Origin of the sequence: Actinoplanes teichomyceticus ATCC 31121 (assembly GCF_003711105.1) — a bacterium.
Lineage (GTDB): Bacteria > Actinomycetota > Actinomycetes > Mycobacteriales > Micromonosporaceae > Actinoplanes > Actinoplanes teichomyceticus.
Window position 1 is genome coordinate 7,857,325 of sequence record NZ_CP023865.1, and the last position, 26,035, is coordinate 7,883,359.

Genomic DNA, 26,035 nt, shown 5'->3' on the forward strand with positions numbered 1-26,035 from the left:
CGGGAACCGCAGTCGATCGATCGGAGGCATCCGCGGTGGCAGACGATCTCACGCTGACCGTGACCCTGCGGCCGGCCGCCCTGGACGCCCGGCGGGGCATCGTCCGTCTGCACCCGGAGGTGATGGCCGCCCTGGCGCTGCACCCGGGCGACCCGGTGCGGCTGGCCGGGACGCGGGTCACCGCCGGGATCGTGGCCCGAGCCGAGGCCGGCGCCGGCCGGGCGCTGCTGTACGCCGACGACCTCACGCTCGGCAACCTCGGGATGCGCGACGGCGGCCAGGTCACGGTCACCCCGATCCCGGTGACCGCGGCGCGCCGGGTGATCCTGGCCGGCGCCCCGGAGATCGTCGCCGTGGTGTCCCCGGAGATGCTGCGGCTCGCGCTGCTCGGCAAGGTGGTCAGCGCCGGGGACGACGTGTCGCTGCTGCCGCAGGACGTGCTGCCCGAGGCGGGGCACCGGTCGCTGGTCGAGGCGGCCCGGCGCAGCCTGGCCAACCGGGTCGGGTACGCATGGACCAGCACCCTGCTGACCGTGGTGGACGTGGCCGCCACGGACGCCGCCCTGGTCACCATGGACACCGTGGTGGGGTGGCAGGACGGCCCGGCGGCGGCGGCCACCGGCACGGTCGCGGTCCGTGGCGTACGCCCGCAGGGTCCGGCCTCCACCGATCCCGAGGTGCCGCCGCCCAGCATCGACGACCTGCCCGGTCTGCGTGCCCAGGCCAAGGAGCTGGCGGAGCTGCTCGACCTGGGCTTCCATCACCGCGAGGTGCTGGCCCGGCTGGGTACCCGGGTCAGTCTCGGCGTGCTGATCTCCGGGCCGTCCGGGTCCGGGAAGTCGGCGCTGGTCCGGGCGGTCGCCGCCACGGTCGGCGCCCCGGTACGCCCGGTGTGGGCACCCGAACTGGCCGCGCTCACCAACGACGCGGCGGCCGGCCGGCTCCGCGCCCTGGCCGCTGAGCTGCGCGGCGGCGATCCGGCGGTCCTGCTGGTCTCGGACGTGGAGGCGCTCGCGCCCCGGGACGGGTCGGGACCCCTGCCCACCGTGTTCCGCCAGGTGCTGGCCGAGACGGTGGCGTCCGGCGCGGCGGTGGTCTGCACCACCAGCAAGCCGGAGTCGGTGGACCCGTCGCTGCGCGCCCCGGACCTGCTGGCGCTGCAGCTGACCGTGCCGCTGCCGGACGCCGCGATGCGCCGCGAGCAGCTGGGCGTGCTGACCCGTGGGATGCCGCTGGCCGAGGACGTACGCCTGGACGACGTGGCCGGCCGTACCCCCGGTTTCGTGGCCGCCGACCTGGGCGCGCTGGCCCGCGAGGCCGGGGTCCGGGCGGCGCTGCGGCAGAAGGAGTCGGACGCGCCGACCGTGACCATGGCGGACTTCGAGGCCGCGCTGGACGTGGTCCGGCCCACCTCGATGGCCGACTCGACGCTGGAGGTGGCCGCGGTGACCCTGGACGACGTCGGCGACCTGGCCGACGTCAAGCAGGTGCTGACCGAGTCGGTGCTGTGGCCGCTGACCTACCCGGACACCTTCGCCCGGCTCGGCGTCTCCCCGCCCCGCGGGGTGCTGCTCTACGGCCCGCCGGGCTGCGGCAAGACCTACCTGGTCAAGGCGATCGCCGGGACCGGCAAGGCGAACGTGCTCTCGGTCAAGGGCGCCGAGCTGCTCAGCAAGTGGGTGGGCGACAGCGAGCGGGCGGTGCGCGAGCTGTTCCGCCGGGCCCGGGAGGCCGCGCCGACCCTGGTCTTCCTGGACGAGGTGGACGCGCTGGCGCCGGCCCGCGGCCAGGGCAGCGACGGCGGCGTCACCGACCGGGTGGTGGCGGCGCTGCTCACCGAGCTGGACGGGGTGGAGGACCTGCGCAACGTGGTGGTGATCGGGGCGACCAACCGGCCGGATCTGATCGACCCGGCGCTGCTGCGGCCCGGCCGGCTGGAGCGCCTGGTCTACGTGCCGCCGCCGGACGGACCGGCGCGGGCCGCGATCCTGCGGGCGACGGCCCGGGCGGTGCCCCTGGACGACTCGGTCGACCTGGACGCGCTCGGGGCGCAGCTGGCGGGTTTCTCGGCGGCCGACTGCGCGGCGCTGATCCGGGAGGCGGCGCTGGCCGCGATGCGCGACTCGCTGGAGGCCTCCACGGTCACCGCGGCGAACGTGCGGACCGCGCGGGAACGGGTGCGGGCCTCGCTCGACCCGGAGCAGGTCGCGTGGCTGGCGGCGTACGCGGAAACGCACCAGCCCTGACCGGGGTCAGCGGCGACGGGTGCGGGCCCGGGCCGAGCGCAGCCGCCGCAGGCGGCCGATCAGGACCGGGTCGTGCGCCAGCGCGGCGGGGTTGTCCAGCAGGGCGTTGAGCAGCTGGTAGTACCGGGTCGAGGAGAGCCCGAAGGTGTCCCGGACCGCCTGCTCCTTGGCTCCGGCGTGCTTCCACCACCGGGCCTCGAAGGCCAGGATCTCCCGGTCGCGCTCGGTGAGGCCGGGCGTCCCGGTGTCCCCGGTCCCCGGCCCGCCGGCCGGGCCCGGCCCGGTGGCGCGGGGGGCAGGGATGTGCTGCTCCTCGGCCGGCTGGGACCCGGTCGGTTCGGCGGCGGGCTGCATGGCGCTCCCTGGCGGCAGGTATCGGTACGGGTGGATGTCCACGCGGGGATCATCAGCATAATCGCCACCGGCGATCCCCGCGTACGCTACCTCAGGTGATGTCCCGCTTACGCATCGTCAGCATCGCGGCACCCACAATGATGATCGCCACCGCGGCGAACACGCCCCCGGCGAGCTGCCAGGTGATGGTCAGCGTCGGCGGCTCGCACCCGCTGGTGGCGGAGAAGTCGCACGGCGCGTTGTAGTCGGTCACCTCGTAGGACTTGAACATCCACGCCGCGATCCAGGACGGCAGCAGATAGGCCTCGTAGAACCGGGCCTTGGCCAGCTCCAGCACGATGGCCAGGCCGAACTGGAACACCACCACCACGCCGATCGCCGCGCCCAGCGCCGCAGCCGTGTGCCGGCCCAGCGAGGCGAGCCCGAAGCCCAGCGCCCCGGCCACCAGCACCAGGCCGAGGCCGCGCAGGCCCATCAGGCCGATCGACTGCCAGGCCCCCGGGGTCATCCGCTCGGTGGTCCCGCGCAGGTTCGCGATCAGCCAGAACAGCCCGGTCCAGGCGGCGCCGGCGAGCACGGCCAGCCCCAGCGACGAGACCAGCAGCGCGGCCAGCTTGGTGGACAGCACCCGGATCCGCTGCGGCCGCCAGAGCAGGAGGTTCATCATGCCGCCGCTGCTCCATTCGGCGCCGACGAACGACGCCCCGATGATGAACGCGACCAGTGCCAGCAGCGCGGCCAGGGTGATCAGCATCGCCGGGTAGTTCTCCCGGAAGTCGAACTGCGACGGCATGTAGTTGACCGCCCGGTAGTCGTCCCGGGACGGGGTCCAGAGGTTGGCGCAGTCGCCGCCGTACTGCTCCGGCGACGTGGCGCAGTTCTGCCTGTCCCGCTCGGCCGTCTGCACGTCGCGCTCGTAGCTGCGGTCCGCGTCGGCCTGCGCGGTGGCGATCACCTCCGGGGTGGCCTTGTGGTTCGAGTACGCCACGCCGGCCGCGATCAATCCCAGCGCCAGCAGCGCGAGGAGCACGAAGAACCTGGTGAAACGCCGCTTGACCAGCCGGCGGGTCTCCGCCCGGTACAGACTCACTGACCCCACCCGCCCCGCGTCGCCGCCGACACCTGATCGACCTGCCGGTTCCCCCCGTCGACCGGCGCGGTGCCGGTGAGTTCGAGGAACACGTCCTCCAGGTCGGCCGAGACCGGGGTCAGCTCGGCGACGTAGATCTGCCGCTCGGCGAGCAGCTTGGTGATCTGGGCCGGATTGCCGGCGTTCGCCACGGTGAAGTGGTCGTTCTCCAGCGTGATCGCGGCGCCCGCGGCGCGCAGGATCTCCGCGGCGCCGGGCAGGTCCACCCCGGGCTCCAGGCGTACCCGCACGGTCGTGGAGGTGTGACTGGCCAGCACCTCGGCGACCGAGCCCGCGGCCACCCGACGCCCGGCCGCGATGATCGTCACGGAGTCGCAGATGAGCTGGATCTCGCCGAGGATGTGGCTGGAGAGCAGCACGGTCATCCCGGAGGCCGACAGGTCGCGCATCAGCGTGCGCATCTCCCGGATGCCACCCGGGTCCAGGCCGTTCGCCGGCTCGTCCAGGATCAGCAGCTTCGGCTCCTTCAGCAGCGCGGACGCCACCGCCAGGCGCTGCTTCATGCCCAGCGAGTAGGTCTTGACCCGCTCCTTCGCCCGGTCGCGCAGGCCGACCAGTTCGAGCACCGCGGGCACCCGGCGCGGGTCGACGCCGCCGGCGTCGGCGAGCAGCGACAGGGTGGTCTCGGCGGTGAGGTTGGCGAAGAACTGCGGGCTCTCCACGATCGCGCCGACCTGTCCGGCCACCTGCGGCAGGTGCTGCGGCACCGGCTGGCCGAGGATCGCCATCCGGCCCTCGTTCGGCTTGATCAGGCCGAGCAGCGTACGCAGGGTGGTGGTCTTGCCCGAACCGTTCGGGCCGAGGAAGCCGTGCACCTGACCGGCCTCCACGACCATGTCGAAGCCGTCCAGGGCGTTCCGGACGCCCTTGCGGCTGCGATAGGTCTTACGCAGCCCTGATATCTCGAGTACGGCGGTCATTCGCCGCACCCTAAGTGATCAGCGCCAATCCCGGGGCCCCCTCGGCCGGCGGGTCACGCGCAGATCACCTCGACCCCGGCCTCGCGGAACGCGGCCACCACCGAGGACGACGCCCCGGAGTCGGTCACCAGGGTCTCCACCTGGGTGATCGGGCAGATCCGGGCGAACGCGTGGCCGCCGAGCTTGGACGAGTCGGCGATCACCACGACGCGCTTGGCGCGGGCCACCATCAGGCTGTTCATGGCGGCCTCGCCCTCGTGGTGGGAGGCGGCGCCGAGCTCGACGTCGAGGGCGTCGACGCCGAGCAGGACGATGTCCAGCGTCACCTCCCTGAGCAGGGCGCCACCGAGCGGGCCGACCACCTCGAACGACTGCGGGCGCACCACCCCGCCGGCCACCACGATCTTCATCCGGGATCGGACCAGCAGCTCGTTGGCGATGTTCAGGGCGTTGGTCACGACGGTGAGCTGGGAGCCCTCGCCGCCGGCGTTCAGGTCCGGGCGGACCGCCAGGGCCCGGGCCACCTCGGTGACCGTGGTGCCGCCGTTCAGCCCGACCACGGTGCCCGGGGCGACCAGGCGGGCGGCGGCCTCGCCGATCCGCTGCTTCTCGGCGGAGTGCTTGGCGCTCTTGTAGCGCAGCGGCAGGTCGTAGGAGACGCCGTTGGCGACCGCGCCGCCCCGGGTCCGGGTGATCATCTGCTGCTGGGCGAGCTGGTCGAAGTCACGCCGGATGGTGGCCTGGGAGACGTCCAGCCGCTCGGCCGCCTCCTCGACGGTCACCCGGCCGCTGTCCGTCAATAGCTCCAGCAGGGCATTCCACCGCGCGTACCGGTCCACCCGACACTCCCCGATGCACGTTCCATGATAAGTGTGTGCACATTAGTGCGCGAAAGACCCGGAAGCAAAGCGGCCCTATGCGCGAAGGGCCATGCGACACTTGCCCCGACGGCAGCGCCGTGAGCACAATAGCGCGCGAAATGCCCGGGAACCGAGCTCGAATGCGCAGCACAACCGGTGAGGATGAGCCATGACGCACGTGAAGGCGGAGATCGCCAGTCAGCCGGACTGCTGGCGGCAGGCGGCCAAGCTGACCGACTCGCCGGGACTTCCGGCCCGCGGGGAACGGGTCGCCGTGGTCGGCTGCGGCACCTCCTGGTTCATGGCCAAGTCGTACGCGGTGCTGCGGGAACAGGCCGGGCACGGGGAGACCGACGCCTTCCAGGCGTCCGACTTCCCGTACGGCCGCCGCTATGACCGGCTGGTCGCGATCACCCGCTCCGGGACCACCACCGAGACCCTCGACGTGATGCGCACGGTCGGCGAGGACACCCCGGTCACCGTGCTCACCGCCGACCCGGCCCAGCCGGCCGTCGACATCGCCGGGAACGCCGTGGTGCTCGACTTCGCCGACGAGCGGTCGGTCGTGCAGACCCGCTTCGCCACCAGCGTGCTCGCTCTGCTCCGCGCGCACCTGGGCCACGACGTCGGCGCCGCCGCGATGGACGCCGAGGTGGCGGTGCGGCTGCCGCTGCCGGTGCACCCGGCGCTGACCGAGCAGATCACCTTCCTGGGCCGGGGCTGGACCGTCGGCCTGGCCGAGGAGGCCGCCCTCAAGTGCCGGGAGACGGCCGGGTTCTGGACCGAGTCGTACCCGGCCATGGACTACCGGCACGGCCCGATCGCGATCGCCGGGCCGCGCCGGGTGGTGTGGGCGTTCGGCGACGTGCCGCCCGGACTGGCCGACGAGGTCGAGGCGCGCGGCGCGGCCTTCGTGCACAGCCGCCACCACGGCGGGTACGCCTCCCTGGGCCGCTGGGTCGGCGGCCGCGCCCCGCTCGACCCGATGGCCGACCTCGTGCTGGCGCAGCGGGTGGCCGTGCTGCTGGCCACCACCCAGGGCCTCGACCCGGACAACCCGGGCGGTCTGCAGCGCTCCATCGTGCTCTCCGACCAGCTGTCGTGACCGACGGCGCCGAGCAGCACCCGGCCGGGCCGGGAGACCACCACGCCGGCCCGGACACCACCGGGCCGGCGCCGTCCGATCCCGTCGTCGTCGCTCTCGACGTCGGCGGCACCGGGATGAAGTGCGCCCTGGTCCGCCCGGACGGCCGGGTGCACCACGAGGAACGCCACCCCACCCTGGCCGGGCGCGGCCCGGAGGCGGTCACCGGGAACATCCTGGCCGTCGCCGAGGGGCTGGCCGCCCGGGCCCGCGCGGACGGGCTCACCCCGGTCGCGGCCGGCATCGCGGTGCCCGGGGTGGTCGACGAGGTCACCGGGGTCGCGGTCTGGTCGGCGAACGTGGGGTTCCGGGACGTGCCGCTGCGCGACCTGGCCGCCCGCCGGCTGGGCCTGCCCGCGGCGCTCGGGCACGACGTGCGCGTCGGCGCTCTCGCCGAGGCCCGCCTCGGCGCCGGGCGCGCCCGGCGGCACGTGCTGTTCGTCGCGATCGGCACCGGCATCGCCGGTGGCCTGGTGGTGGACGGCGCCGGATACCCCGGCGCGCACGGCGCGGCCGGCGAGATCGGGCACGTCACGGTCCGGCCCGGCGGCACGCCGTGCGGGTGCGGCCTGCGGGGCTGCCTGGAGGCGGAGGCCTCGGCGAAGGCGATCGGGCGGCGGTACGCCGAATTGTCCGGCCAGCCTCGCGCCACCGCCTTCGACGTGGCCACCCGGGCCGCGGCCGGCGAGCGGCTGGCCACCGGGGTGTGGCAGGACGCGGTCGAGGCGCTCGCCGACGGCCTGCTCACCGCGCAGGCGCTGTACGACGTCGGCGTGATCGTGCTGGGCGGCGGCCTCGCCGAGGCCGGCGACCGGCTGCTCGCGCCGCTGCGGGACGCGTTCGCCCGGCGGGTCACCTTCCACCGCAGCCCCGAGATCGTCCGGGCCGAGCTGGGCGACACCGCCGGCTGCCTGGGCGCCGCCCTGCTCGCCCTCGATTGTCTGGGGACCACCGCATGACTCGCCTATCCGGCCGGATCGTCACCCCCGGCGGGGTCGTCACCGGACACCTCGACCTGTCCGGCCCGGCCATCGCCGCGATCGTCCCGGACGACACCGCCGGCGACGACGTGATCGTGCCCGGCTTCATCGACCTGCACTGCCACGGCGGCGGCGGGCACACGTTCACCACCGGGGACCCGGCGGCGGCCCGCGGGGCGGCGGCCTTCCACCTCTCGCACGGGACCACCACGCTGCTGGCCAGCCTGGTCAGCTCGCCGTTCGAGCTGATGCGGTCGGCCACGCTCGCCTACCGGCCGCTGGTCGAGCAGGGGGTGCTGGCCGGGATCCACTTCGAGGGGCCGTACCTGTCGGCGGTGCGGTGCGGAGCGCAGAACCCGGCACACCTGCGGAACCCGGTCCTGGCCGAGCTGACCGAGCTGATCGAGTTGGGCGCGGGCAGCGTGCGGATGATGACCGTCGCCCCCGAGCTGGACGGCGCCCTGGACGCGATCGCCCTGCTGCGCGACGCCGGGGTGCTCGCGGCGATCGGGCACACCGACGCCTCGTACGCTCAGACGCACGCCGGCGTGCGGGCCGGCGCGACCGTGGCCACCCACCTGTTCAACGGGATGCGCCCGCCGCACCACCGCGAACCCGGACCGGTCGTCGGCCTGCTCTCCTCGACCGCGACCGTCGAGCTGATCGCCGACAACATCCACCTGCACCCGGGGATGCTGGCGTTCGCCGCGCACAGCGCCGGCCCGGGCCGGTCGATCCTGGTCACCGACGCGATGGACGCCACCGGGATGCCGGACGGCGCCTACGAGCTGGGCGGCCAGGCGGTCGTGGTGGCCGACCGGGTGGCCCGGCTGGCACAGGGCGGCGCGATCGCCGGCAGCACGCTGACCATGGACCTCGCGCTGCGCAACGCGGTCGCCGCCGGGCTGCCGCTGACCGACGCCGTGGCCATGTCGTCGACCACCCCGGCCCGGCTGCTGGGTCTCACCGACCGGGGCGCGCTGGCGCCCGGCCTGCGCGCCGACATCGTCGTGCTGACCGCGGACCTGCGACTCAAGCGGGTCCTCCGCGGCGGCGCGTAGAGCGCCGCCCGGACCGGTCCGGCGCGAGGCGCTCACGTCAGCCGGTGCGACTCGCCGGGGGCCAGCCGGGTGTAGGGCACGCCGGTCGGGGCCGGACCCTGCGGACCGAGGAAGGCGCCGACCATGCTCACGCCCACCTGGTTCAACGCGCCGTCGTGCACGGCGAGGGCCCGCTCCGGCCGGACCTCGCGCACCCAGTCGATCAGGTCGGCGACCCGGGACCACGGGCCGTGCACCGGCAGCAGCAGGGTGCGCACCGGGGCGTCCGGCACGGTGAGCGCGTCGCCGGGGTGGAAGACCGCTCCGTCGACCAGGAAGCCGACATTCGCCACCCGTGGGATGTCCGGGTGCAGCTCGGCGTGCCACCGGCCGTAGACGCGCACCTCGAAGCCGTTCGCGGTGAACGCGTCGCCCTCGCCGACCACGTGCACCCGCGCCGGGTCGCCGTCGAACGCCGCGGCCACCGACGCGTTGGTCCAGACCTGCAGGGCCGGGTTGGCGGCCAGGGCGGCGGCCAGCCGCTGAGCGCTGAAGTGGTCGACGTGCTCGTGCGTGATCAGCGCCGCGTCGGCGCCGGCGAGGGCGTCCTCCGGCGTCAGGCCGCCCGGGTCGATGACCAGGCGACGGCCGTCGCGCTCCAGCGTCACACAGGCATGGCCGTGTTTGGTCAGTTCCATGAGAGCCTCCCGAGGGATATACAACACCGCTGTACATCTCGAACTGTACAACGCCGCTGTATAGTTTCGGCATGGCGTCGGACACCGAAGACATCGCCGAGCAGCTGCGGCAGGCGGTCGGACGCCTGGTGCGCACCACCCGGGCGCACGCCGACACGCTGCCGCACACGCACGCCGAGACGCTGGGCTACCTGAGCCGCCTGGGGCCGCGGACGATCGCCGAGCTGGCCGCCCTGCGACGGGTGAGACATCAGAGCATGAGCCGCACGGTCGGGGAGCTGGAAGCGCTCGGGTTCGTCAGCCGGGCCGCGAACGAGGCCGACGCGCGCAGCTTCATGATCGAGCTGACCCCGGCGGGGGCGTCCGCGCTGGAGACCGACCGGGCGGCGCGCCGCAGGTGGGTGGCGGCCCGGATCGCCGGCCGGCTCACGCCGCAGGAGCAGCGCCTGCTGGCCCGGGTGCCGGCGCTGCTGGACCGGCTGTCGGACGACGCGGGCCGAGCCGGGGCGTGACACGACGGCCGGCCGGGAGCCGCGCCGCGGCCGGCCGGGGGCGCGGACGTCGCGCACCCGCAGGCACGGGGCGTGGCGTCGAAGCCTGCGGACGGGACTCCACCGGGCGTACCCGGTTCGGATCCTCAGAGGCCCGCCGGGCGCTCCCAGCCGCGCAGGTCGGGCAGCGGGACCCGGTCCCACGGGACGCGTTGCACGAGGCGGGCCAGGACCAGGCCGAGGAGCAGCCCGGCGACCGAGTCGGTGAGCCAGTGGAAACCGGTGTACAGCGTGGTGCTGAAGACGATCACGACCGGGAGGACCCGCAGGGCGAACCACTCCCCGCGGGTGAGCGCGCGACGCAGCAGGGCCGCGGCGAGGATCGCGAACACCGTGAACCACACCAGCGAGTTGCCCACGTGGCCGGACGGGAAGCTGCGGCTCTCCACGCCGCTGGCGACCGGGTTGAACATCTCGGTCCTGAACGGTCCCGGATAGCGCGGCGCGGCACGGTCGAAGAACAGCTTCATCGGGCCGATGGTCAGGTAGGTCACCACGTAGGCGGCGACGAACGGCAGCGCCGCGCGGACCGAGCGGGTCCGGTGCACCAGCAGACCGGTCAGGATCAGCCCGACCGGGGTCAGTACCTGGCCGCCCTGGCCCAGGTAGTTGAGCACCCGGGCGCTCCAGTACGGCACCGCCGGCTGGTGCGTCAGCGCCCAGTCGGCCACCCGCTGGTCCAGGCTCAGCAGGTGGCCGTCGACGAGCGCCCCGGTCAGCGCCACGAATGCCGCCACCAGCAGCAGGTCGGGCCACCAGGGCAGGGCGCGGCGCGCGGGGATCGTCCGGGTCACGCATCAAAACTAGAGGTACGCGCGCAACCGCCCGGCCAGCAGGTCGCCACGGACGCCGGAGTTCGGGCAGCCGCCGAAGTGGTGCAGCGCCACCACCTGGTTGGTCCTGCGGGACAGCACCGGCGAGCCGGACGAGCCGCCCGCGGTGTCGCACAGGTACGACACGTCGGAGTGCGCGGCGTAACCGGTGTAGTCCGGGTTGTCGACCGCGCAGTTGGCGGCCCGGTCGCCCTTGGCGCCGGCGATCCGGGCCGGTTCACCGGCCGGGTGCTGCGGCACGTAGAGCTCGGCGCCCTTGGCCGGGCGCACCGGGTCGAGGGTGAGGTAGCCGAATTTCTCGATCGAGGCGAAGCCGTCGACGCTGAACAGCGTGTAGTCGAGCACGTGGTCGGTGGAGAGCACCTGGTCACCCCAGACCTTGGTGGGCTTGAACACGTCGAAACCGCCGCACCGGGCGCACTGGTAGTTGAACCACACCTCGGTGTCGTACGCCTCGCCGGAGGTGGTCAGGCAGTGGTTGTTGGTCAGCATCCGGTTCTTCGGTCCGACCCGCCAGCCGGTGCACAGCTCGGTCCCGTTGATCAGCAGCCGGGCGACCGCCTTGGACTTGACGTAGGCCACCGGATCGCTGGACTGGTAGCAGACCGCGTCGGCGGAGGTGTCCACCCCGCAGATCGACTCCTCCCGGCCGGTCCGCCCGGGCCGCCCGAGGCCCGGCTCCGGCACCCGGGCCTGCTCGGTACGGCTGAACCCGCGCGCCACCCGGTCCACCGTCACGCCGAGCCCGTCCAGCGCCGTGCGCAGCCCGAGCGGATCGGCCGCCCGGTGCACCTCGACCACGGCGGTGTCCCCGGTGATCGACATGGCCCAGCGGTGCTCGTCGCCCGGTTCGTACCGGTACGACTCGGTCCGGGCCGGATTCGAGACGGTCACGTAGTCGCCGGGCAGCATCGCCAGCCGGGCGAAGTGCAGCTTCACGTACGACGCGCCGGGGTAGCGGAAGGTCTCCTCGCGCGGGCCGGCCCGGTAGCCGAGCAGCGCGCCGACCGAGAGCAGCTCGCCGACGCGCTGACGGCGGGCGGTCGGGCCGGGGGCCGGGGCGGACTCCAGCACACGCCCGGTGGCGGCGGTGCTCGCCGGGGCGGCCGGCGACCGGCGGCCGGACCGCGGGGCCGGTTCCCCGGCGGCACGGGAGCGGGGCGGCGCCACAGCCCCGGCCCGCCCGGGACGCGCCGGGGAACCGCTGGTCGTGGCGGGCAGCGACGCCTCGGCCGCCACCGGGGTACGCGGCACCCCCGGGGCCTGGTGCCAGGTGCGGACCGGACCATCGCTGCCGCGTGTCGCCGTCATCGCGCCGGCCACCCCGGCCAGCACGAGGGCGGCGCACGCTCCGACGACGATTCCTGCCTTGCGTCGCATGCCACTCCCGAACGTCGTAGGCGTTTTGGCACCTGTGTAACGAGCCACGTACGAGCGCGACGCGCGCAGCGAACGGGCACACTTGGGCGGTGCGCATCACCTCCGCCCTCATCGACCCCGCGCTGCTGGACCTGCCGTGGCACGTGCCGCTCGAGGAGTGGCCGGCCGACCACCTGGTCGCCCTGCCCCAGGGCATCTCCCGGCACGTCGTGCGGTTCGTGAAGCTGAACGACGTCGTCTACGCGATGAAGGAGACCCGGGAGCGGATCGCCGAGAAGGAGTACGACCTGCTCCGCGCCCTGGAACGGATCGACTTCCCGGCGGTGCAGGCGGTCGCCATCGCCACCGACCGGCGGACGCTGGACGGCGAGCCGCTGGAGACCGTGCTGGTCACCCGGCACCTGCAGTTCTCCCTGCCGTACCGCGCGCTGTTCTCCCGGGTGCTGCGCCCGGACACCATGAACCGGCTGCTCGACGCGCTGGCCGCCCTGGTGGTGCGGATGCATCTGACCGGCTTCTCGTGGGGCGACTGCTCGCTGTCCAACACGCTGTTCCGGCGGGACGCGGGCGCGTTCGCGGCCTACCTGGTGGACGCGGAGACCGGCAATCTCTACCCGAAGCTGTCCGAGGGGCAACGCAGCGAGGACATCGAGATTCTCCGGCTGAACATCTTCGGCGAGTGCCTCGACCTGCAGGCCGCCGAGCTGCTGCACGAGTCGATCGACCCGGAGAGGGTGGTCGACGACATCGTGGCGCGCTACGAGCGGCTGTGGCACGAGGTGACCTACGAGCAGGAGGTCGCGCGGGACGCCCGGCACCACATCGAGCGGCGCATCCGGCGGCTCAACGAGATGGGTTTCGACGTCGCCGAGGTGTCGATGTCCACGATGGACGGTGGCTACCGGGTGCGGCCCAAGGTCGTCGACGCCGGTTACCACACCCGCCGGCTGATGCGCCTGACCGGCCTGGACGCCGAGGAGAACCAGGCCCGGCAGCTGCTCAACGACCTGGACGCCTACCGCGCGGAGAGCGCGCTGACCGACGAGCAGCAGGCGGCGCACCGCTGGCTGACCGAGGTCTTCGAGCCGGTCGTCCGCGCGGTGCCGGCGCACCTGCGCCGGAAACTGGAGCCGCAGGAGATCTTCTCGCAGATCATCCAGCACAAGTGGCTGCTGTCCGAGCGGGCCGGCCGGGACGTCGGGATGGCTCCGGCGGTGCAGTCGTACCTGACCGAGGTGCTGGTCAACAAACCGGACGAGCAGGCCGTGCTGGGCGTGGACGCGGACGAACTGGACTCCGCGATGGCCCCCTAGAGGACCGGTTTCGAGCGTTCGACCAGGGCGCGCAGGCCGCGCTGGCGGGCCGCGACCAGGATCCGGTCGCCGGCGGCCAGCACCCGGCGCGGATCCGGCCGCCAGTCCATCCACTCCTGCGCGGCCGCGGACATCGCGATCACCCGGGCCTCACCCGGGTGATCGACCGCGCTCAGCGGGGCGCCGTCGAGGTCGGAGCCCTCCCGGACGGTGACCGTGCCGACCAGCAGGGCGTGCCGGTCGACCGGGATGCTGGCGTGCACGTTGCGTTCCAGCAGCGCGGCGGCGAAGACCGGGGCGCAGAGCCGGGACACGCTACGCGACGTGTTGATCTGGAAGGCCGACTCGATCCGCCGGGCGAAGTCGTCGTCGAACAGCCGCAGCACCACCCGCAGGTCCTCGCGGATCGCCCGGGCGTACAGCGCGGCCTGCAGGTTCACCGGATCGTTGGTGGAGACCACGACCAGCGCGCGGCAGGTGTCGATCGACGCGGCCCGCAGCGTCTCCTCGCGGGACGCGTCACCGACGATCACCGGTATGCCGCGCCGCTGCGCGGACTTCACCCCGCGGGCCTCGGCGTGCCGGTCGATGGCGACCACCCGGACACCGAGGTCGTGCAGCCGGCGCAGCACCTGGGTGCCGACGTTGCCGAGCCCGACCAGCACGATGTGCTCGCGCAACTGCCCGGCGAGCCGGCCCTGGCTGAGCGCCAGCCGGGCGTTCACCATGCCGTCCACCACCGCGGCGGTGATCAGCGGCAGCAGCGCCAGCCCGGCGACCGTCAGCACCAGCTGGGCGGCCTGCGCGACCGCGTTGCGCTGCTCCTCCACATCGGACGCGCCGACCGCGGTCATCAGGGTGACGTAGATCGACTCCCAGAGGTCGTGGTCGGTCTCGTCCCAGGCGTTCAGCACCGCGCCGGCCAGGACCGTGGTGACCAGCGTGATCAGCACCGCGACGCCGAGCTTGCGGTTGAGCGCGGCGCGCAGCGCCCGGCCGACGGCGGTCAGCGGGTGGCGCCGGCGACCGGCCCGGGCCAGCAGCCGGCGGGTGACGTCCTCACCGGGTGGGCGGCCGGCGGCCTCGGCCAGCACCAGGTCGTCCGGCCGGGCCGCGGGGGCCTCCGGCTCGGCCGGCAGCACCGCCACCTCGCCCGCGGTCCCGGTGGCCAGGGTGGCCATCACGCTGCGGCCGGGCACGTCGCCGCGGTGGGCGACGTAGAGGGTACGGCCACCGTGGCGGAAGTGGGTGGGCGCGACCTCGCCGAGCGCCGCCGCGACGAACGCCGGAGCGGCCATCTCGGCGTCGGAGAGCACCACGTAGTCCGGGAAGATCCGGCTCACGCTGCCGCCCAGCCCGGTGTTGAACATCCGGACCACCACCCGCAGCTTCTCCTCCACCTCGCGGGCGCAGAGGGCGGCGTGCAGGTTGACCATGTCGTCCGGCATCACCAGGGCGAGCGCGGCCGCCCCGGCCAGCCCGGCGTCCCGGAACGTCCGCTCGTCCAGCCGGTCGGCCTGGCGCAGCGCGACGCCGCGATCCTCGAGCACCTTCAGGTCGGGCACGTCTGGCCGGATGCGGTGCGGGGTGATCACCGTGAGGCGGATCCGGTGCCGCGAGTTCGCCAATTCCTCGGCGAGTGTCCAGACCAGCGCGTCCGCGCCGCAGACGACCAGGTGGAGCCGGGTGTCACCGCCGGGATCGCGGGGGTGACCGGCATCCGGACGGGTTACGGCACTCACGTTCACGAATCGTAGTCAGCCGTTACCGCCCCGTGGGGCCACCCGTTGCCCCATCCGACACCATTCGTCCGAGTTGGTGGGTATTTACCCGAGCCCATCGTCCGAAGTGGCTGGAGAAGATCAGTGCGCAAGTTGTGGTACGCCGGAGCCGGAATGATCGCCGGCGGGATCCTCGTCCTCGGGGCGGCCCCCGCCCAGGCGGACGTCGCGTCCCCCGACAAGCCGAAGCCGAGCCCCGCCGAGACGCCGGACGACGACCCGATGGGTACCGCGCTGGCCTGGACCAGGGGCCTGCGTCTGTCCGGTCCGACCGGCGACGACCCGGTGGGCCGCGACGGCGTCTTCACCCTCGACCGGGGCACGCAGCGACTCTTCCAGGTCACCTTCGGCCAGGACGACGCCGCCGGGGACGAGCCCGGTAAGGAGAAGGCCACCCGCGCCGACCGGCACCGCGCCCGGCCGGCCCGCGAAGCCGGCCGGGGCGGCAACCGGTTCGCCGGCTCGGTCAGCTCGCCGCTGCTCGGCGGCGCCCGGGTCACGGTCACCGGCGCGCTGCTGCCGGACGGGAGCCGGGCCACGGAGAGCGGCCCGGCCGCGCGCCTGGCCCCCGCCGACCGGGACGTCCGGCCCGCGTCCGGGATGCCGCCGGGCGGCTCCCCGATCGCCCCCGGCGACCTGCTGCCCGGCCCCACGCCGCAGCCCTCGGACAGCCCGGCCCCGCCGTACGGGCCGGCCGGCCCGGCCCGCCCCGGCTTGGACCCGTCCGCCCCGGCCGTGGTGAGCCCGTCCGCCCCGGTGGCGGAGGACCCGTCCGCCCCGGCGGCCACGGACCCGTCCACCCCGGCAGCCACGGACCCGGCTGCCGCGGCAACCGTGGAGCCGTCCGCCGCGGCAGCCGGGGACCCGGCCGGCACCGACCCGTCGGTCCTGGTGGACCCGGCCGGCACCGGCCCGTCGGTCCTGGTGGATCCGGCCCCCTCCGGGACCCCCTCGCCCGCGCCGTCCAGCACACCGACCGCCAAGATCGACGATCCGCGCCTGAACGAGGAGCCGATCGACGCGAACTGACCACCGCACGATCGGGAGCGCGCACCGCCACCGCGGTCGCGCGCTCGCCGTTTCAGCCCCCGCGATCAGGGAAAATCCCGGTGATGCAGACGTTCCTGCCGTACCCGGACTTCCTGGAGAGCGCGGCGGTGCTGGATGCCAGACGGCTCGGCAAGCAGCGGGTCGAGACGATCCAGGTGCTCCGCGGGCTCACCGTCCCGGGGTACGGCTGGCGCAACCACCCCGCGGTGGTCATGTGGCGTGGCTACGAGGAGGCGCTGGTCCGGTACGGCCTGGCCATGTGCGAGATCTGGACCGCCACCGGCCGCGCCGACACCTGCGCCGCCACCCTCACCGCCGACCTGCGGGCGTACAAGGGCATCACGGTGGTCCGCAGCCAGCCGGAACTGGCCCGGGTCGTGGCCCTGCCGCCCTGGCTCGGCCACCCGGAGCTGCACCGCAGCCACCAGTCCGCGCTGATCCGCAAGGATCCGGACACCTACCGCCCGATCTTCGGCGACGTGCCGGACGACCTGCCCTACTTCTGGCCGGGCGCCGGGACCGAGTTCGGCCAGTCGCCGATCAGATCCCAGCTCAACAACGTGAACGTGGTCTCCTCGAGCGCCCCGGCGGACCGGTAGGTGGCCAGCGCGGCCGCGTTGTCGGTCTCGGTCGCCACCCACATGCCGTAGCAGCCGTGCGCACGGGCCACCGCGGCCAGCGCGTTGACCAGCGCGGTCCCGATGCCCTGCAACCGGGCCACCGGGGTCACCCCGAGCTCGTAGATCAGCATCTCGGTGCCCTTGTCCGGGTGGGTGGTCTCGACACCGGAGATCATCCCCACCGGGCGGTCCGCGTCGTCGTAGGCGAACAGCAGGTGGTGCGTCGGGTCGCCGAGGAAGCGCCGGGTCGCCTCGGCGATCGGGGGCGCGTCGAAGAGGTCGGCCCCGCGGTGGATCTCATCGGCGGACGTGACGCGTTCGATACGCATGGGGCCACCCTAAGGCGAGACCGGTGCGCGATGGCCGGCCATCCGGTGTGGACCCGGCGCAGTCGCGCGCTGGACGGTGCCGGCGCCTGTCGCTAGGGTGGCGATGTGCCCCGGATGGGCCGACACGATGGAGGCACCAGCTTCAGCCGTCGCTGAGCTACGACGCGTCACCCGCGTGACCTGCCGATCGAGCCCATCCGCAGATCCCCGGCACCACCCCACGGGCGCACCCCGCTCGTGCCGGGCGGTCCCGGCTCCCGGCTCGGAACAGGTTCTCGGCAAGCTGCAAGCCGGCCTCCGTCGTCCCCACCACGACGAGAGGAACGGATGACAACCGACACGAGCGGCGCCACCGCCGGGCGTCCGGACGCCGCACGGCGTGACCATGCCACCGGCGCGCCGGACATCACCGTCTACCCGGCCGAACGGTTCCCCGGCCCGCGGCCGGCGGTGCTGGTGCTGCCCGGCGGCGGCTACCGGTTCCACGCCGAGCACGAGGGCGAGGGGTACGCGCGCTGGCTGAGCGGGATCGGGCTGCACGCGTTCGTCCTGCGCTACCCACTGATGACCGACCACCGGTTCCCGGCGCCGCTGGAGTCCGGCCGTGCCGCGCTGGAATGGATCCGTGCCGGTGGGCACGGGCTGGACGTCGGCCGGCACGTCGGCGTCATCGGATCGAGCGCCGGCGGGCACGTCGCCGGCCTGCTGGCGACCGGAACGGTGATGTCCACGGAGAAGCTGGCCGCGCCACCGCCACGCCCGGACTTCGCGATCCTCGCCTACTCACCGGCGGACCTGCGCCTGCTGCCCGACGCGCCGGTGGAGTGGATCCTCGACGGGCGGATGGACCTGCGCGACGAACTGTCGCCGGCCCGCAACGTCGACGCCGGCACCGGGCCGACGTTCCTCTGGGCCACCGCCGAGGACCCGCCCGGATTCCCGAACGCGCTCGCCTACGCGACCGCCCTGTTCCACGCCGGCATCCCGGTCGAACTGCACATCTATCCCCGCGGGCGGCACGGGCTCGGCCTGGCGGACGGCGTCGCCTACGGCGCGCACGGCGACCTCCACATCCCGCACACGGCGCGCTGGGCACCGGCGTGCGAGGCGTGGCTGCGGGCGGAGGGATTCCTCCCGGCCGGCTGAGCCGGCCACGGACGCCGTCCCGCCGGTCCGGACCGCTCCCGGCCGGCGGAGAACGTCCGTACCCACGGAAAAGGCCGCCCGGCGACGGGCGGCCTCACCGTGGAACGTCAGATCAGACCCGGACGCCGGTACCGGCGTGGAAGACGTGGATCGCCTCCGGGTTCGGCTTGATGTAGACGGTCTCGCCCATGTGCGGCATGTAGCGCCGCTCGGTCCGGACCACGAACCGCTCCGAGCCGCCCGCCAGGTCGGCGTGGCCGTACACGTTCGCGTCCGAACCCAGGTCCTCCACCAGGTCGACCTTGATCGGCAGCGCGCCGGCCGACTCGGTGACGACGGCGGCGGCCTCCGGGCGGAAACCGATGGTGACCTTGCCGTCCCCGCCGTTCTGCGCGGTGGCGACCTGCTCGCGGGTCAGCGGGACGGTCAGCGCGCCGAAGCTGGCGCCCGCCTCGGTCAGCGGCACGGTCTTGATGTTCATGGCCGGGGAGCCCATGAAGCCGGCGACGAAGACGTTGCCGGGGGTGTCGTAGAGCGCCCGTGGGGTGTCCACCTGCTGCAGCACGCCGTCCAGCATGACCGCCACCCGGTGCCCCATGGTCATGGCCTCGACCTGGTCGTGGGTGACGTAGACGGTGGTGACACCGAGCTTCGCCTGCAGCGTGGCGATCTGCGAGCGGGTCTGCACACGCAGCTTCGCGTCCAGGTTCGACAGCGGCTCGTCCATGAGGAACACCTGCGGCTGCCGGACGATCGCGCGGCCCATCGCGACACGCTGACGCTGACCACCGGAGAGCGCCTTCGGCTTACGCGACAGGTACTCCTCCAGCTGCAGCAGCGAAGCCGCCTCCTTGACCGCGCGGTCGATCTCCGCCTTCGGCGTCTTGCGCAGCTTCAGGGCGAACGCCATGTTCTCGTACACCGTCATGTGCGGGTACAGCGCGTAGTTCTGGAACACCATGGCGATGTCACGGGACTTCGGCGGCAGGTGGGTGACGTCCTTGTCGTTGATCAGGATGCGGCCGCGGTCGACATCCTCCAGGCCGGCGAGCATGCGCAGGCTGGTGGACTTACCACAACCGGACGGGCCGACCAGGACGAGGAACTCGCCGTCGCCGATCTCGAGGTTCAGCTCGTTGACCGCGGGGCGCTCGGAACCCGGGTAGATCCGGGAGGCCTTCTCGTACGTGACGGTAGCCATGGTGAATCGACTTCCTTTCCACCGGCAGGAACGTGCCGGACGATCCGAGTAGAAGGAACAGCCCCGCCACCGTATTTGTTTTTGACCGACCTGCCAAGATGGCGGCCGCGGGTCGGGACGTTATGCTGAGGCCATTCGCCCCTGTAGCTCAGCTGGCCAGAGCACCCGTCTTGTAAACGGGAGGTCGTCGGTTCGATCCCGACCGGGGGCTCGGCGGCGGCCGCCCGGTGTCCGCGGAGTGCGCGGACCTCGGCCGCGCACGCATTCTGCCCGGGGCCGACCCCCGTACCCCCGCGTTACGGAGGTTGCGGCGGCTGGGCCGGGTCGGGCTTCGTTCCTCGCCCGATTCGGGTTGCTGCCGGTGCGGCGGAAGTGACGCCCGGAGTCGCTCGGGTCTGCTGGGGGCGACGCCGGGGGAATTCCGGCTGGCGGAGACATGGAAAAGGGCCCGGCGGTTGATCGCCGGGCCCTTTTTCCGTACGACGTCAGGCCCGCATGCGGCGGCGGGACACCTCGGCGAGGGTGACGGCGGCGGCGACGCTGGCGTTCAGCGACTCCACGTCGGAGGCCATCGGGATGCGCACCCGCAGGTCGCAGGTCTCGCCGACGAGCCGGGACAGGCCCCGCCCCTCCGAGCCGACCACCACGATCAGCGGCCCGATCGCCGCCTCCAGCTGGTAGAGGTCGGTCTCGCCGTCGGCGTCCAGGCCGATCGCGGTGAAACCGGCCTTCTGCGCCGACTTGATCGCCCGGGTCAGGTTGACGACCTGGGAGACCGGCACGCGGGCGGCCGCGCCGGCGCTGGTGCGCCAGGCGGTCGCGGTGATGCCGGCGGCCCGCCGCTCGGTCAGGAACACGCCGTGCCCGCCGAACGCGGCCACCGACCGGATCACCGCGCCCACGTTGCGCGGGTCGGTGATCCCGTCCAGGGCCACCAGCAGCGGCGACGTCTGCTCCAGGGCGGCGGCGACCAGGTCGTCGAAGTCCTCGTACGCGAACGGCGGCACCTGCAGGCCGACACCCTGGTGCAGCACCCCGCCGGTCATCCGGTCCAGCTCGTTGCGGCTGACCTCCAGGATCGGGATGCCCCGGTCGGCGGAGGTCCGGACGATCTCGGCGACCCGCTCGTCGATGTCGATGCCCTGCGCCACGTACAGCGCCGTGGCCGGCACCAGCGCGCGCAGCGCCTCCACCACCGGGTTGCGGCCGAGCAGCAGCTCGGGGCCTTCCTTGGTGGGGTTGGACTTGCGGCCCGGCGCGACCCGCGGGCCGCGCGGACCGGCCGCCCGGCCACCCCGCACGGCGCTGGGACGGCTGACACCGGCGCCCCGGCCACCGCCGCGACCCCACGTGGTGTCCTTGGTACCGGGCATGCCGACCTTGGGCGCGCGGCCCTCGGCCGCCGCCGCGCGGCGCTCCTTCTCCTGCTTGCGCGCGGTCTTGTCGGGCAGTTTCTCGGTGCCCGAGTACGCCTTGTGCCAGGGCCGCTCGTCGGCCGGCAGGGTCTTGCCGCGCCCCTTGAGCCTGGCGCGGTTCTTGCCGCCCGAGCCGACCGGGGCGCCCTTCTTGGCGGTCGCCCGCTTGCTCGCGTTCTGTGAATTACCCGGCATCAGTGCTGCTCTCCTACCGTCCAGCGCGGACCGGCCGGAGTGTCCTCCACCTGAATACCCGCGTTCTTGAGCTGGTCGCGCACCTGATCGGCGGCCGCCCAGTCCTTCCGTGCCCGGGCCTGCGCCCGCTGTTCCAGAGCCAGGGCGACCAGCGAGTCGACCACCGGCTTCAGGTCGTTGCCGCCCTCGCCGCCACCCCAGGCGTCGTCGAGCGGGTCGAGGCCCAGCACCCCCAGCATGGCGCGGACCGCGGTCAGCGCGCCGCGGATCGCCGGCTCGTCACCGGCGGTCAGGGCGGTGTTGCCCTCCCGGATGGTGTCGTGCACCACCGCGAGCGCCGCCGAGGTGTTCAGGTCGTCGTTCATCGCCTCGGCGAACGCCGGCGGGACCGCCTTGGGCCGGCCCGGGCCGACGATCTCGGCCGCGCGCTGCACGAAACCCTCGATCCGCTTGTACGCCACCGCGGCCTCGCGCAGCGCGTCGTCGGTGTAGTCGATCCGCGAGCGGTAGTGCGGGCTGCCCAGGTAGTAGCGCAGCTCGACCGGGCGGATGCCGGCCTCGGTCACCGCGGTCAGGTCGATCACGTTGCCCAGCGACTTGCTCATCTTGGAGTCGCCCAGGTTCAGCAGCGCGTGGTGCACCCAGAACCGGGCGAACCCGAGCCCGGCCGCCCGGGACTGGGCCTGCTCGTTCTCGTGGTGCGGGAAGGTCAGGTCGAGGCCGCCGCCGTGGATGTCGAACTCGTCGCCGAGATAGCGCCGGGCCATCGCGGAGCACTCGATGTGCCAGCCGGGACGGCCCCGCCCCCACGGGGACGGCCAGTACGCGTCCTGCGGCTCGTCCGCCTTGACGCCTTTCCACAGGGCGAAGTCGCGCACGTCGCGCTTGTCGCGCTCCGGCGCGTCGCCGGCCGACCGCATGTCGTCCGGTTTCTGCCCGGACAGCGCGCCGTACTCCGGGAAGGAGCCGACGTCGAAGTAGACGTCGCCGTTGGCGGCCGCGGACGGGTACGCGTGACCGCGCTCGATCAGCGCGGCGATCAGGTCGTGCATCTCGGTGATGTGCCCGGTGGCCAGCGGCTCGTAGGTGGGGGCCAGCACGTTGAGCGCGCGGTAGTCGCGGTCCAGCAGGAGCCGGTTCGCGTAGGCGATGGCCCAGTACGGCCTCTGCTGCTCCAGCGACTTCTGCAGGATCTTGTCGTCCACGTCGGTGACGTTGCGGACGAAGGCGACCTCCAGCCCGGTGTGCAGCAGCCAGCGGCGCAGCACGTCGTAGTTGACGGCGGACCGCAGGTGACCGATGTGCGGAGGTGACTGCACGGTGACGCCACACAGGTAGATCCCCACCTGACCGGGCGTCATCGGGACGAAGTCCCGGACCGATCGGGTCGCGGTGTCGTACAGGCGCAGAGTCACCGTACAAGGGTACCGACCCGGCGCCGGGGACGACCGCCCCGCCCGCGGGACACGGACGGGGCGGTCGTCGAGGGACGATCAGCGGCCGCCGACCGCCGCGTACGCGTCCACGATGCCGTGGCCGTAGAACCCGTTGAAGTTCGTCCCGCCCTCGCAGAGCGCGTCGAACTCGGCCGGGCGGCCCTCCTGCGCGTAGCTCTGCAGGCGCGGCTCCGGGCACGCGTGCTCGACGGCCGTGCGGTACAGGATCCGCTCGACCACGCTCGGCAGCAGGATCTTGCCGCCGCGCCGGAGGTCGGGCAGGCCGTAGCGGCTGACGATCAGGGCGCCCACGCCCGCCGCGTGCGGCGTGGCCATCGAGGTGCCCTGCAGGTACGTGTAGTAACCGCACTGGCCGGCCTTGGTGCAGTCCTTGAACACCGTGCTCTCGCCGGCCGGGGTGATGTTGCCGGCCTCGTCGACCAGCCCCTCCTCCTTCAGCACCTTCAGCGGGTAGCTGGAGAGGATGCGGTTGCCCGGCGTGTTGTAGGTGTCGGTGCCGAACCCGTCCCGGGCGAACCCACCCGGCGCGGAGACCGAGATCTGCTCCAGGCCGTAGTTGGAGTAGTCCGCCTTGCGGGTGGACGGGCCGACCGCCGACACGCCGATCACGTGCGGGCCCTCGACCGGCAGGTCCCAGCAGGACGAGTTGTCGATCGGCCGCGAGTACGGGTCGCCGCCGTAGTCCGGGCTGGAGACGTCGGTCCGCGGCTTGCCCAGGTCCTCGTGGTTGTTGCCGAGCGCGCCGAAGAGCGTGACGCCCCGGGCGTGCGCGTAGTTGAGGGCCCGCTTCATGGCGGTGATGATCGCCTGCTGCTCGGCCTGGTCCTCGGGGCTGTCCGCGGGGTTGGCCGTGCAGTTGTAGAGCCACGGGTCGACGTAGAACGACATGTTGACCACGTCGAGGCCCTTGTCGCCGGCGTACGTCAGGGCGTTGACCACCGGGTCGAGGAAGAAGAACCCGGAGTCCTGGCCGCCCTTGAGCTCGACCAGGGTGACGTCCGGCGCGACACCGGAGAGGCCGGTGCCGTTGAGCGCGGCGCCGATGGTGCCGGCCACGTGCGTGCCGTGCCCGCCGTCGTCGGTGCCGACCGGGTCGAGGCAGCCCGCGGTCTCGCACTCACCGTCGATGGCGACGATGTCCGGCGCGAAGTTGCGGGACAGCCGGGTGCTGAAGTTCTGGCCGAGGTCCGGGTTCGACGCGTCCAGACCGGTGTCCAGCACGCCGACCGTGACGCCGCGGTCGCCCTTCTCGATCTTGCGGGCCTTGTCGGCCCGGATCATGGACAGGCCCCACAGCTTGTCGTCCAGCGGGTCGGCCTTGGCCGGGCCCTTGCCCTTGCCCTTGCCGCCCGCCTTCAGACCGTGCTCGACCCTCTCCAGACCGTTCGGCGCGTACCCGATGGCCTTGCGCTCGGACGCCCCGATCAGGGCGGGCGAGGCGGTCGCCTTGGTGTCGAACTTGGCGTCGGTCGAGGTCACCCGGTACACGCCGACGGCGTCGTTACCGCTCACGACGGTGCCGCCGGCTGCCTTGATCGCGGCAGCCGCGTCCGACGCGGAGACCCCGTCGGCGGCGACCACCGTGTAGTCGACCGCGGCCGTCGGCTCCGCCACGGCGGAACCGGGGACCACGGTCAGAAACGCCAGACCCGTCAAGGTGACGACGGCTCCGGTAGCGAGACGTCTTCTCATGGAATGCGCTCCTCCTGGGAGTTGGTCTTCGCATCCCATCGGGAAAGATCGTTCATGGCAAGGTCGAGGAGAGTCTATTTCACGGCCTTGTCATCTTCAGAACATCAAGGGCCTGATCGAGCTGCTCCTCGGTTAGAGTGCCGGCGCTCACGTGCCCGCGCTCGATCACCACCTCGCGGATGGTCCGGTTGGTCGCCAGCGCCTGCTTGGCGATCGCGGCGGCCTCGTCGTACCCCAGGAAGCGGTTGAGCGGGGTGACGATCGACGGGGAGCCCTCGGCGTACCCCCGGGCGATCTCCTCGTTCGCCTCCAGGCCGACCACGCACCGGTCGGCGAGCTGGCGGGCGGCCGCGGCCAGCAGCCGGACGGACTCCAGCACGTTGCGGGCCATCACCGGGAGCATCACGTTCAGCTCGAAGTCGCCCTGGGTGCCGGCGAAGGCGACGGTCGCGTCGTTGCCGATCACCTGGGCGCAGACCTGCCGGACCGCCTCGGGCACCACCGGGTTCACCTTGCCCGGCATGATCGACGAACCCGGCTGCAGGTCGGGCAGGCGCAGCTCGCGCAGCCCGGCCCGGGGACCGGAGCCCATCCACCGGATGTCATTGGCGATCTTGTAGAGGCCGGCCGCCACCACCCGCAGCTGCCCGGACGCCTCGACCAGCGCGTCCCGGGCGCCCTGCGCCTCGAAGTGGTCGCGGGCCTCGGTCAGCGGCAGCCCGGTCTCCTGCGCGAGCAGCGCGATCACCGCGGGCGCGAAACCGGGCGGGGTGTTCACCCCGGTGCCCACCGCGGTGCCGCCCAGCGGCAGCTCACCCAGCCGCGGCAGGGTGGCGGTGAGCCGCTCGACGCCGTTGGTGACCTGCCGGGCGTACCCGGAGAACTCCTGCCCCAGGGTGACCGGGGTGGCGTCCATCAGGTGGGTGCGCCCGCTCTTGACCACGTCGGCCCAGGTCTCCGCCTTGGCGCGCAGCGCGCCGGCCAGGTGTTCCAGCGCGGGGATCAGGTCGTCGCTGACCGCCTCGGTGGCGGCCAGGTGGATCGAGGAGGGGAACACGTCGTTGCTCGACTGGGACGCGTTCACGTGGTCGTTCGGGTGCACCGGACGGTCCAGGGCACGCGACGCCAGGGTGGCGATCACCTCGTTGGCGTTCATGTTCGACGAGGTGCCCGAACCGGTCTGGAAGACATCGACCGGGAACTGATCGTCGTAACCGCCGGCGGCGACGTGCGCGGCCGCCGTCGCGATCGCCTCGGCCAGATCCTTCTCCAGCACCCCGAGCTCGGCGTTGGCCCGCGCGGCGGCGCCCTTGATCCGGGCCAGCGCGCGGATGTGCGCCGGCTCCAGGCCACGGCCGGAGATCGGGAAGTTCTCCACGGCGCGCTGGGTCTGCGCCCGCCACAGGGCGTCGGCCGGCACCCGCACCTCGCCCATCGTGTCGCGTTCGATCCGGTAGCCGCTCTCGTCAGTCGTCACCGGACCATCCTCTCTCGACCGCAGGCACGGCGCAGTCGATCGTGCCGTTCGCGAGCTCGGCGGGTGTCCCGGTGACCACGTCCGGCCGGGCGCCGCGGGCGGTCCCCGCAGGTACTCCACCGTTCCCGCCCGGTTGGACGGGAACCGGAACGGAACGTACCGTCGGCGGAGTTTCCGGCCTCCCCCCGACGAAGAGGATCCAC

At 73.2% G+C, this 26,035-nt stretch carries 23 protein-coding genes and 1 tRNA gene; 10 read left to right on the plus strand and 14 right to left on the minus strand.

Translation table 11 applies throughout. The features are described 5' to 3' along the window. Nucleotides 1-35: 35 nt before the first annotated feature. Entirely contained in the window at nt 36-2,246 is a 2,211-nt protein-coding gene (locus ACTEI_RS34635) for an AAA family ATPase (protein WP_122981486.1), read from the plus strand. A gap of 6 nt (nt 2,247-2,252) precedes the next feature. Here the strand turns inward: ACTEI_RS34635 and ACTEI_RS34640 are convergent, their stop codons facing one another. From ACTEI_RS34640 to ACTEI_RS34655, 4 genes are read right to left on the minus strand one after another with little or no spacing between them, the layout of a single operon-like run. Then, on the minus strand, nt 2,253-2,642 hold the full coding sequence (locus ACTEI_RS34640; RefSeq protein ID WP_239082174.1) for a DUF3263 domain-containing protein: 390 nt from the start codon (nt 2,640-2,642) through the stop codon (nt 2,253-2,255). Between the two features lie 49 nt (nt 2,643-2,691). Then, nucleotides 2,692-3,690: an ABC transporter permease subunit gene (locus ACTEI_RS34645; RefSeq protein ID WP_122981488.1), complete on the minus strand. Its 999-nt coding sequence runs from the start codon at nt 3,688-3,690 to the stop codon at nt 2,692-2,694. Continuing rightward, complete coding sequence (locus ACTEI_RS34650) at nt 3,687-4,670, minus strand: ATP-binding cassette domain-containing protein (protein WP_122981489.1); 984 nt, start codon at nt 4,668-4,670, stop codon at nt 3,687-3,689. Before ACTEI_RS34650 ends, ACTEI_RS34645 begins: the two co-directional genes overlap by 4 nt. A 53-nt stretch (nt 4,671-4,723) precedes the next feature. Beyond that, a complete protein-coding gene (locus tag ACTEI_RS34655; RefSeq protein ID WP_122981490.1) occupies nt 4,724-5,509 on the minus strand; it encodes a DeoR/GlpR family DNA-binding transcription regulator in 786 nt (261 codons plus the stop codon). Between the two features lie 190 nt (nt 5,510-5,699). On the opposite strand from ACTEI_RS34655, the gene ACTEI_RS34660 reads away from it, so the two are divergent. The 3 genes from ACTEI_RS34660 to nagA all read left to right on the plus strand — a co-directional run bounded on the left by ACTEI_RS34660 (nt 5,700) and on the right by nagA (nt 8,715). After that, entirely contained in the window at nt 5,700-6,635 is a 936-nt protein-coding gene (locus ACTEI_RS34660; RefSeq protein ID WP_122981491.1) for an SIS domain-containing protein, read from the plus strand. A 116-nt stretch (nt 6,636-6,751) separates the two neighbouring features. Beyond that, a complete protein-coding gene (locus ACTEI_RS34665; protein ID WP_122982603.1) occupies nt 6,752-7,633 on the plus strand; it encodes an ROK family protein in 882 nt (293 codons plus the stop codon). Next, nucleotides 7,630-8,715, plus strand: coding sequence for an N-acetylglucosamine-6-phosphate deacetylase (gene nagA / locus ACTEI_RS34670; RefSeq protein ID WP_122981492.1), 1,086 nt, complete (start codon nt 7,630-7,632; stop codon nt 8,713-8,715). The genes ACTEI_RS34665 and nagA overlap by 4 nt, the downstream gene beginning before the upstream one ends. Before the next feature lie 32 nt (nt 8,716-8,747). Here nagA and ACTEI_RS34675 read toward each other — a convergent pair whose 3' ends face one another. After that, nucleotides 8,748-9,392, minus strand: coding sequence for an MBL fold metallo-hydrolase (locus tag ACTEI_RS34675; RefSeq protein ID WP_122981493.1), 645 nt, complete (start codon nt 9,390-9,392; stop codon nt 8,748-8,750). 71 nt (nt 9,393-9,463) lie between these two features. On the opposite strand from ACTEI_RS34675, the gene ACTEI_RS34680 reads away from it, so the two are divergent. Next, a complete protein-coding gene (locus tag ACTEI_RS34680; RefSeq protein WP_122981494.1) occupies nt 9,464-9,904 on the plus strand; it encodes a MarR family winged helix-turn-helix transcriptional regulator in 441 nt (146 codons plus the stop codon). A 125-nt stretch (nt 9,905-10,029) separates the two neighbouring features. Here ACTEI_RS34680 and ACTEI_RS34685 read toward each other — a convergent pair whose 3' ends face one another. Together ACTEI_RS34685 and ACTEI_RS34690 are read right to left on the minus strand one after the other, a co-directional pair. Continuing rightward, nucleotides 10,030-10,737, minus strand: a complete 708-nt coding sequence (locus tag ACTEI_RS34685) for a phosphatase PAP2 family protein (protein WP_239082175.1) — start codon at nt 10,735-10,737, stop codon at nt 10,030-10,032. Between the two features lie 9 nt (nt 10,738-10,746). Continuing rightward, nucleotides 10,747-12,156, minus strand: a complete 1,410-nt coding sequence (locus tag ACTEI_RS34690; RefSeq protein WP_122981495.1) for a trypsin-like serine peptidase — start codon at nt 12,154-12,156, stop codon at nt 10,747-10,749. 89 nt (nt 12,157-12,245) lie between these two features. Between ACTEI_RS34690 and ACTEI_RS34695 the strand changes: the two genes are divergently transcribed. Further along, nucleotides 12,246-13,469: a DUF4032 domain-containing protein gene (locus tag ACTEI_RS34695; protein ID WP_122981496.1), complete on the plus strand. Its 1,224-nt coding sequence runs from the start codon at nt 12,246-12,248 to the stop codon at nt 13,467-13,469. Here ACTEI_RS34695 and ACTEI_RS34700 read toward each other — a convergent pair. Further along, on the minus strand, nt 13,466-15,211 hold the full coding sequence (locus tag ACTEI_RS34700; protein WP_122982605.1) for a potassium channel family protein: 1,746 nt from the start codon (nt 15,209-15,211) through the stop codon (nt 13,466-13,468). The two genes, ACTEI_RS34695 and ACTEI_RS34700, sit on opposite strands and share 4 nt — an antisense overlap. Nucleotides 15,212-15,334: 123 nt before the next feature. Here ACTEI_RS34700 and ACTEI_RS37590 point away from each other — a divergent pair, with 123 nt between their 5' ends. Next, entirely contained in the window at nt 15,335-16,279 is a 945-nt protein-coding gene (locus ACTEI_RS37590) for a hypothetical protein (protein WP_164466230.1), read from the plus strand. An 83-nt stretch (nt 16,280-16,362) separates the two neighbouring features. Continuing rightward, entirely contained in the window at nt 16,363-16,899 is a 537-nt protein-coding gene (locus ACTEI_RS34710) for an MSMEG_6728 family protein (protein WP_170206146.1), read from the plus strand. On the opposite strand, the gene ACTEI_RS34715 is transcribed toward ACTEI_RS34710, so the two are convergent. Continuing rightward, on the minus strand, nt 16,797-17,249 hold the full coding sequence (locus ACTEI_RS34715) for a GNAT family N-acetyltransferase (protein ID WP_122981497.1): 453 nt from the start codon (nt 17,247-17,249) through the stop codon (nt 16,797-16,799). The two genes, ACTEI_RS34710 and ACTEI_RS34715, sit on opposite strands and share 103 nt — an antisense overlap. Before the next feature lie 327 nt (nt 17,250-17,576). Between ACTEI_RS34715 and ACTEI_RS34720 the strand changes: the two genes are divergently transcribed. After that, nucleotides 17,577-18,395 (plus strand): alpha/beta hydrolase, encoded by an 819-nt coding sequence (locus ACTEI_RS34720; protein ID WP_122981498.1) that lies wholly within the window; start codon nt 17,577-17,579, stop codon nt 18,393-18,395. Nucleotides 18,396-18,507: 112 nt separating this feature from the next. Here ACTEI_RS34720 and ACTEI_RS34725 read toward each other — a convergent pair whose 3' ends face one another. Then, complete coding sequence (locus ACTEI_RS34725; RefSeq protein WP_122981499.1) at nt 18,508-19,596, minus strand: ABC transporter ATP-binding protein; 1,089 nt, start codon at nt 19,594-19,596, stop codon at nt 18,508-18,510. Between the two features lie 137 nt (nt 19,597-19,733). Here ACTEI_RS34725 and ACTEI_RS34730 point away from each other — a divergent pair. Then, nucleotides 19,734-19,807, plus strand: a tRNA-Thr gene (locus ACTEI_RS34730). A 274-nt stretch (nt 19,808-20,081) separates the two neighbouring features. Here the strand turns inward: ACTEI_RS34730 and rlmB are convergent. The 4 genes from rlmB to ACTEI_RS34750 form a co-directional block, all read right to left on the minus strand. Next, nucleotides 20,082-21,206: a 23S rRNA (guanosine(2251)-2'-O)-methyltransferase RlmB gene (gene rlmB, locus ACTEI_RS34735; RefSeq protein ID WP_122981500.1), complete on the minus strand. Its 1,125-nt coding sequence runs from the start codon at nt 21,204-21,206 to the stop codon at nt 20,082-20,084. Further along, nucleotides 21,206-22,621 (minus strand): cysteine--tRNA ligase, encoded by a 1,416-nt coding sequence (gene cysS / locus ACTEI_RS34740; RefSeq protein ID WP_122981501.1) that lies wholly within the window; start codon nt 22,619-22,621, stop codon nt 21,206-21,208. Before cysS ends, rlmB begins: the two co-directional genes overlap by 1 nt. 78 nt (nt 22,622-22,699) lie before the next feature. Then, nucleotides 22,700-24,355 carry a S8 family serine peptidase gene (locus ACTEI_RS34745; protein ID WP_122981502.1) on the minus strand — a complete coding sequence of 552 codons (1,656 nt, stop codon included), beginning with the start codon at nt 24,353-24,355 and terminating at the stop codon, nt 22,700-22,702. 79 nt (nt 24,356-24,434) lie between these two features. Next, nucleotides 24,435-25,790, minus strand: a complete 1,356-nt coding sequence (locus ACTEI_RS34750) for a class II fumarate hydratase (RefSeq protein WP_372443205.1) — start codon at nt 25,788-25,790, stop codon at nt 24,435-24,437. Between the last annotated feature and the right edge of the window lie 245 nt (nt 25,791-26,035).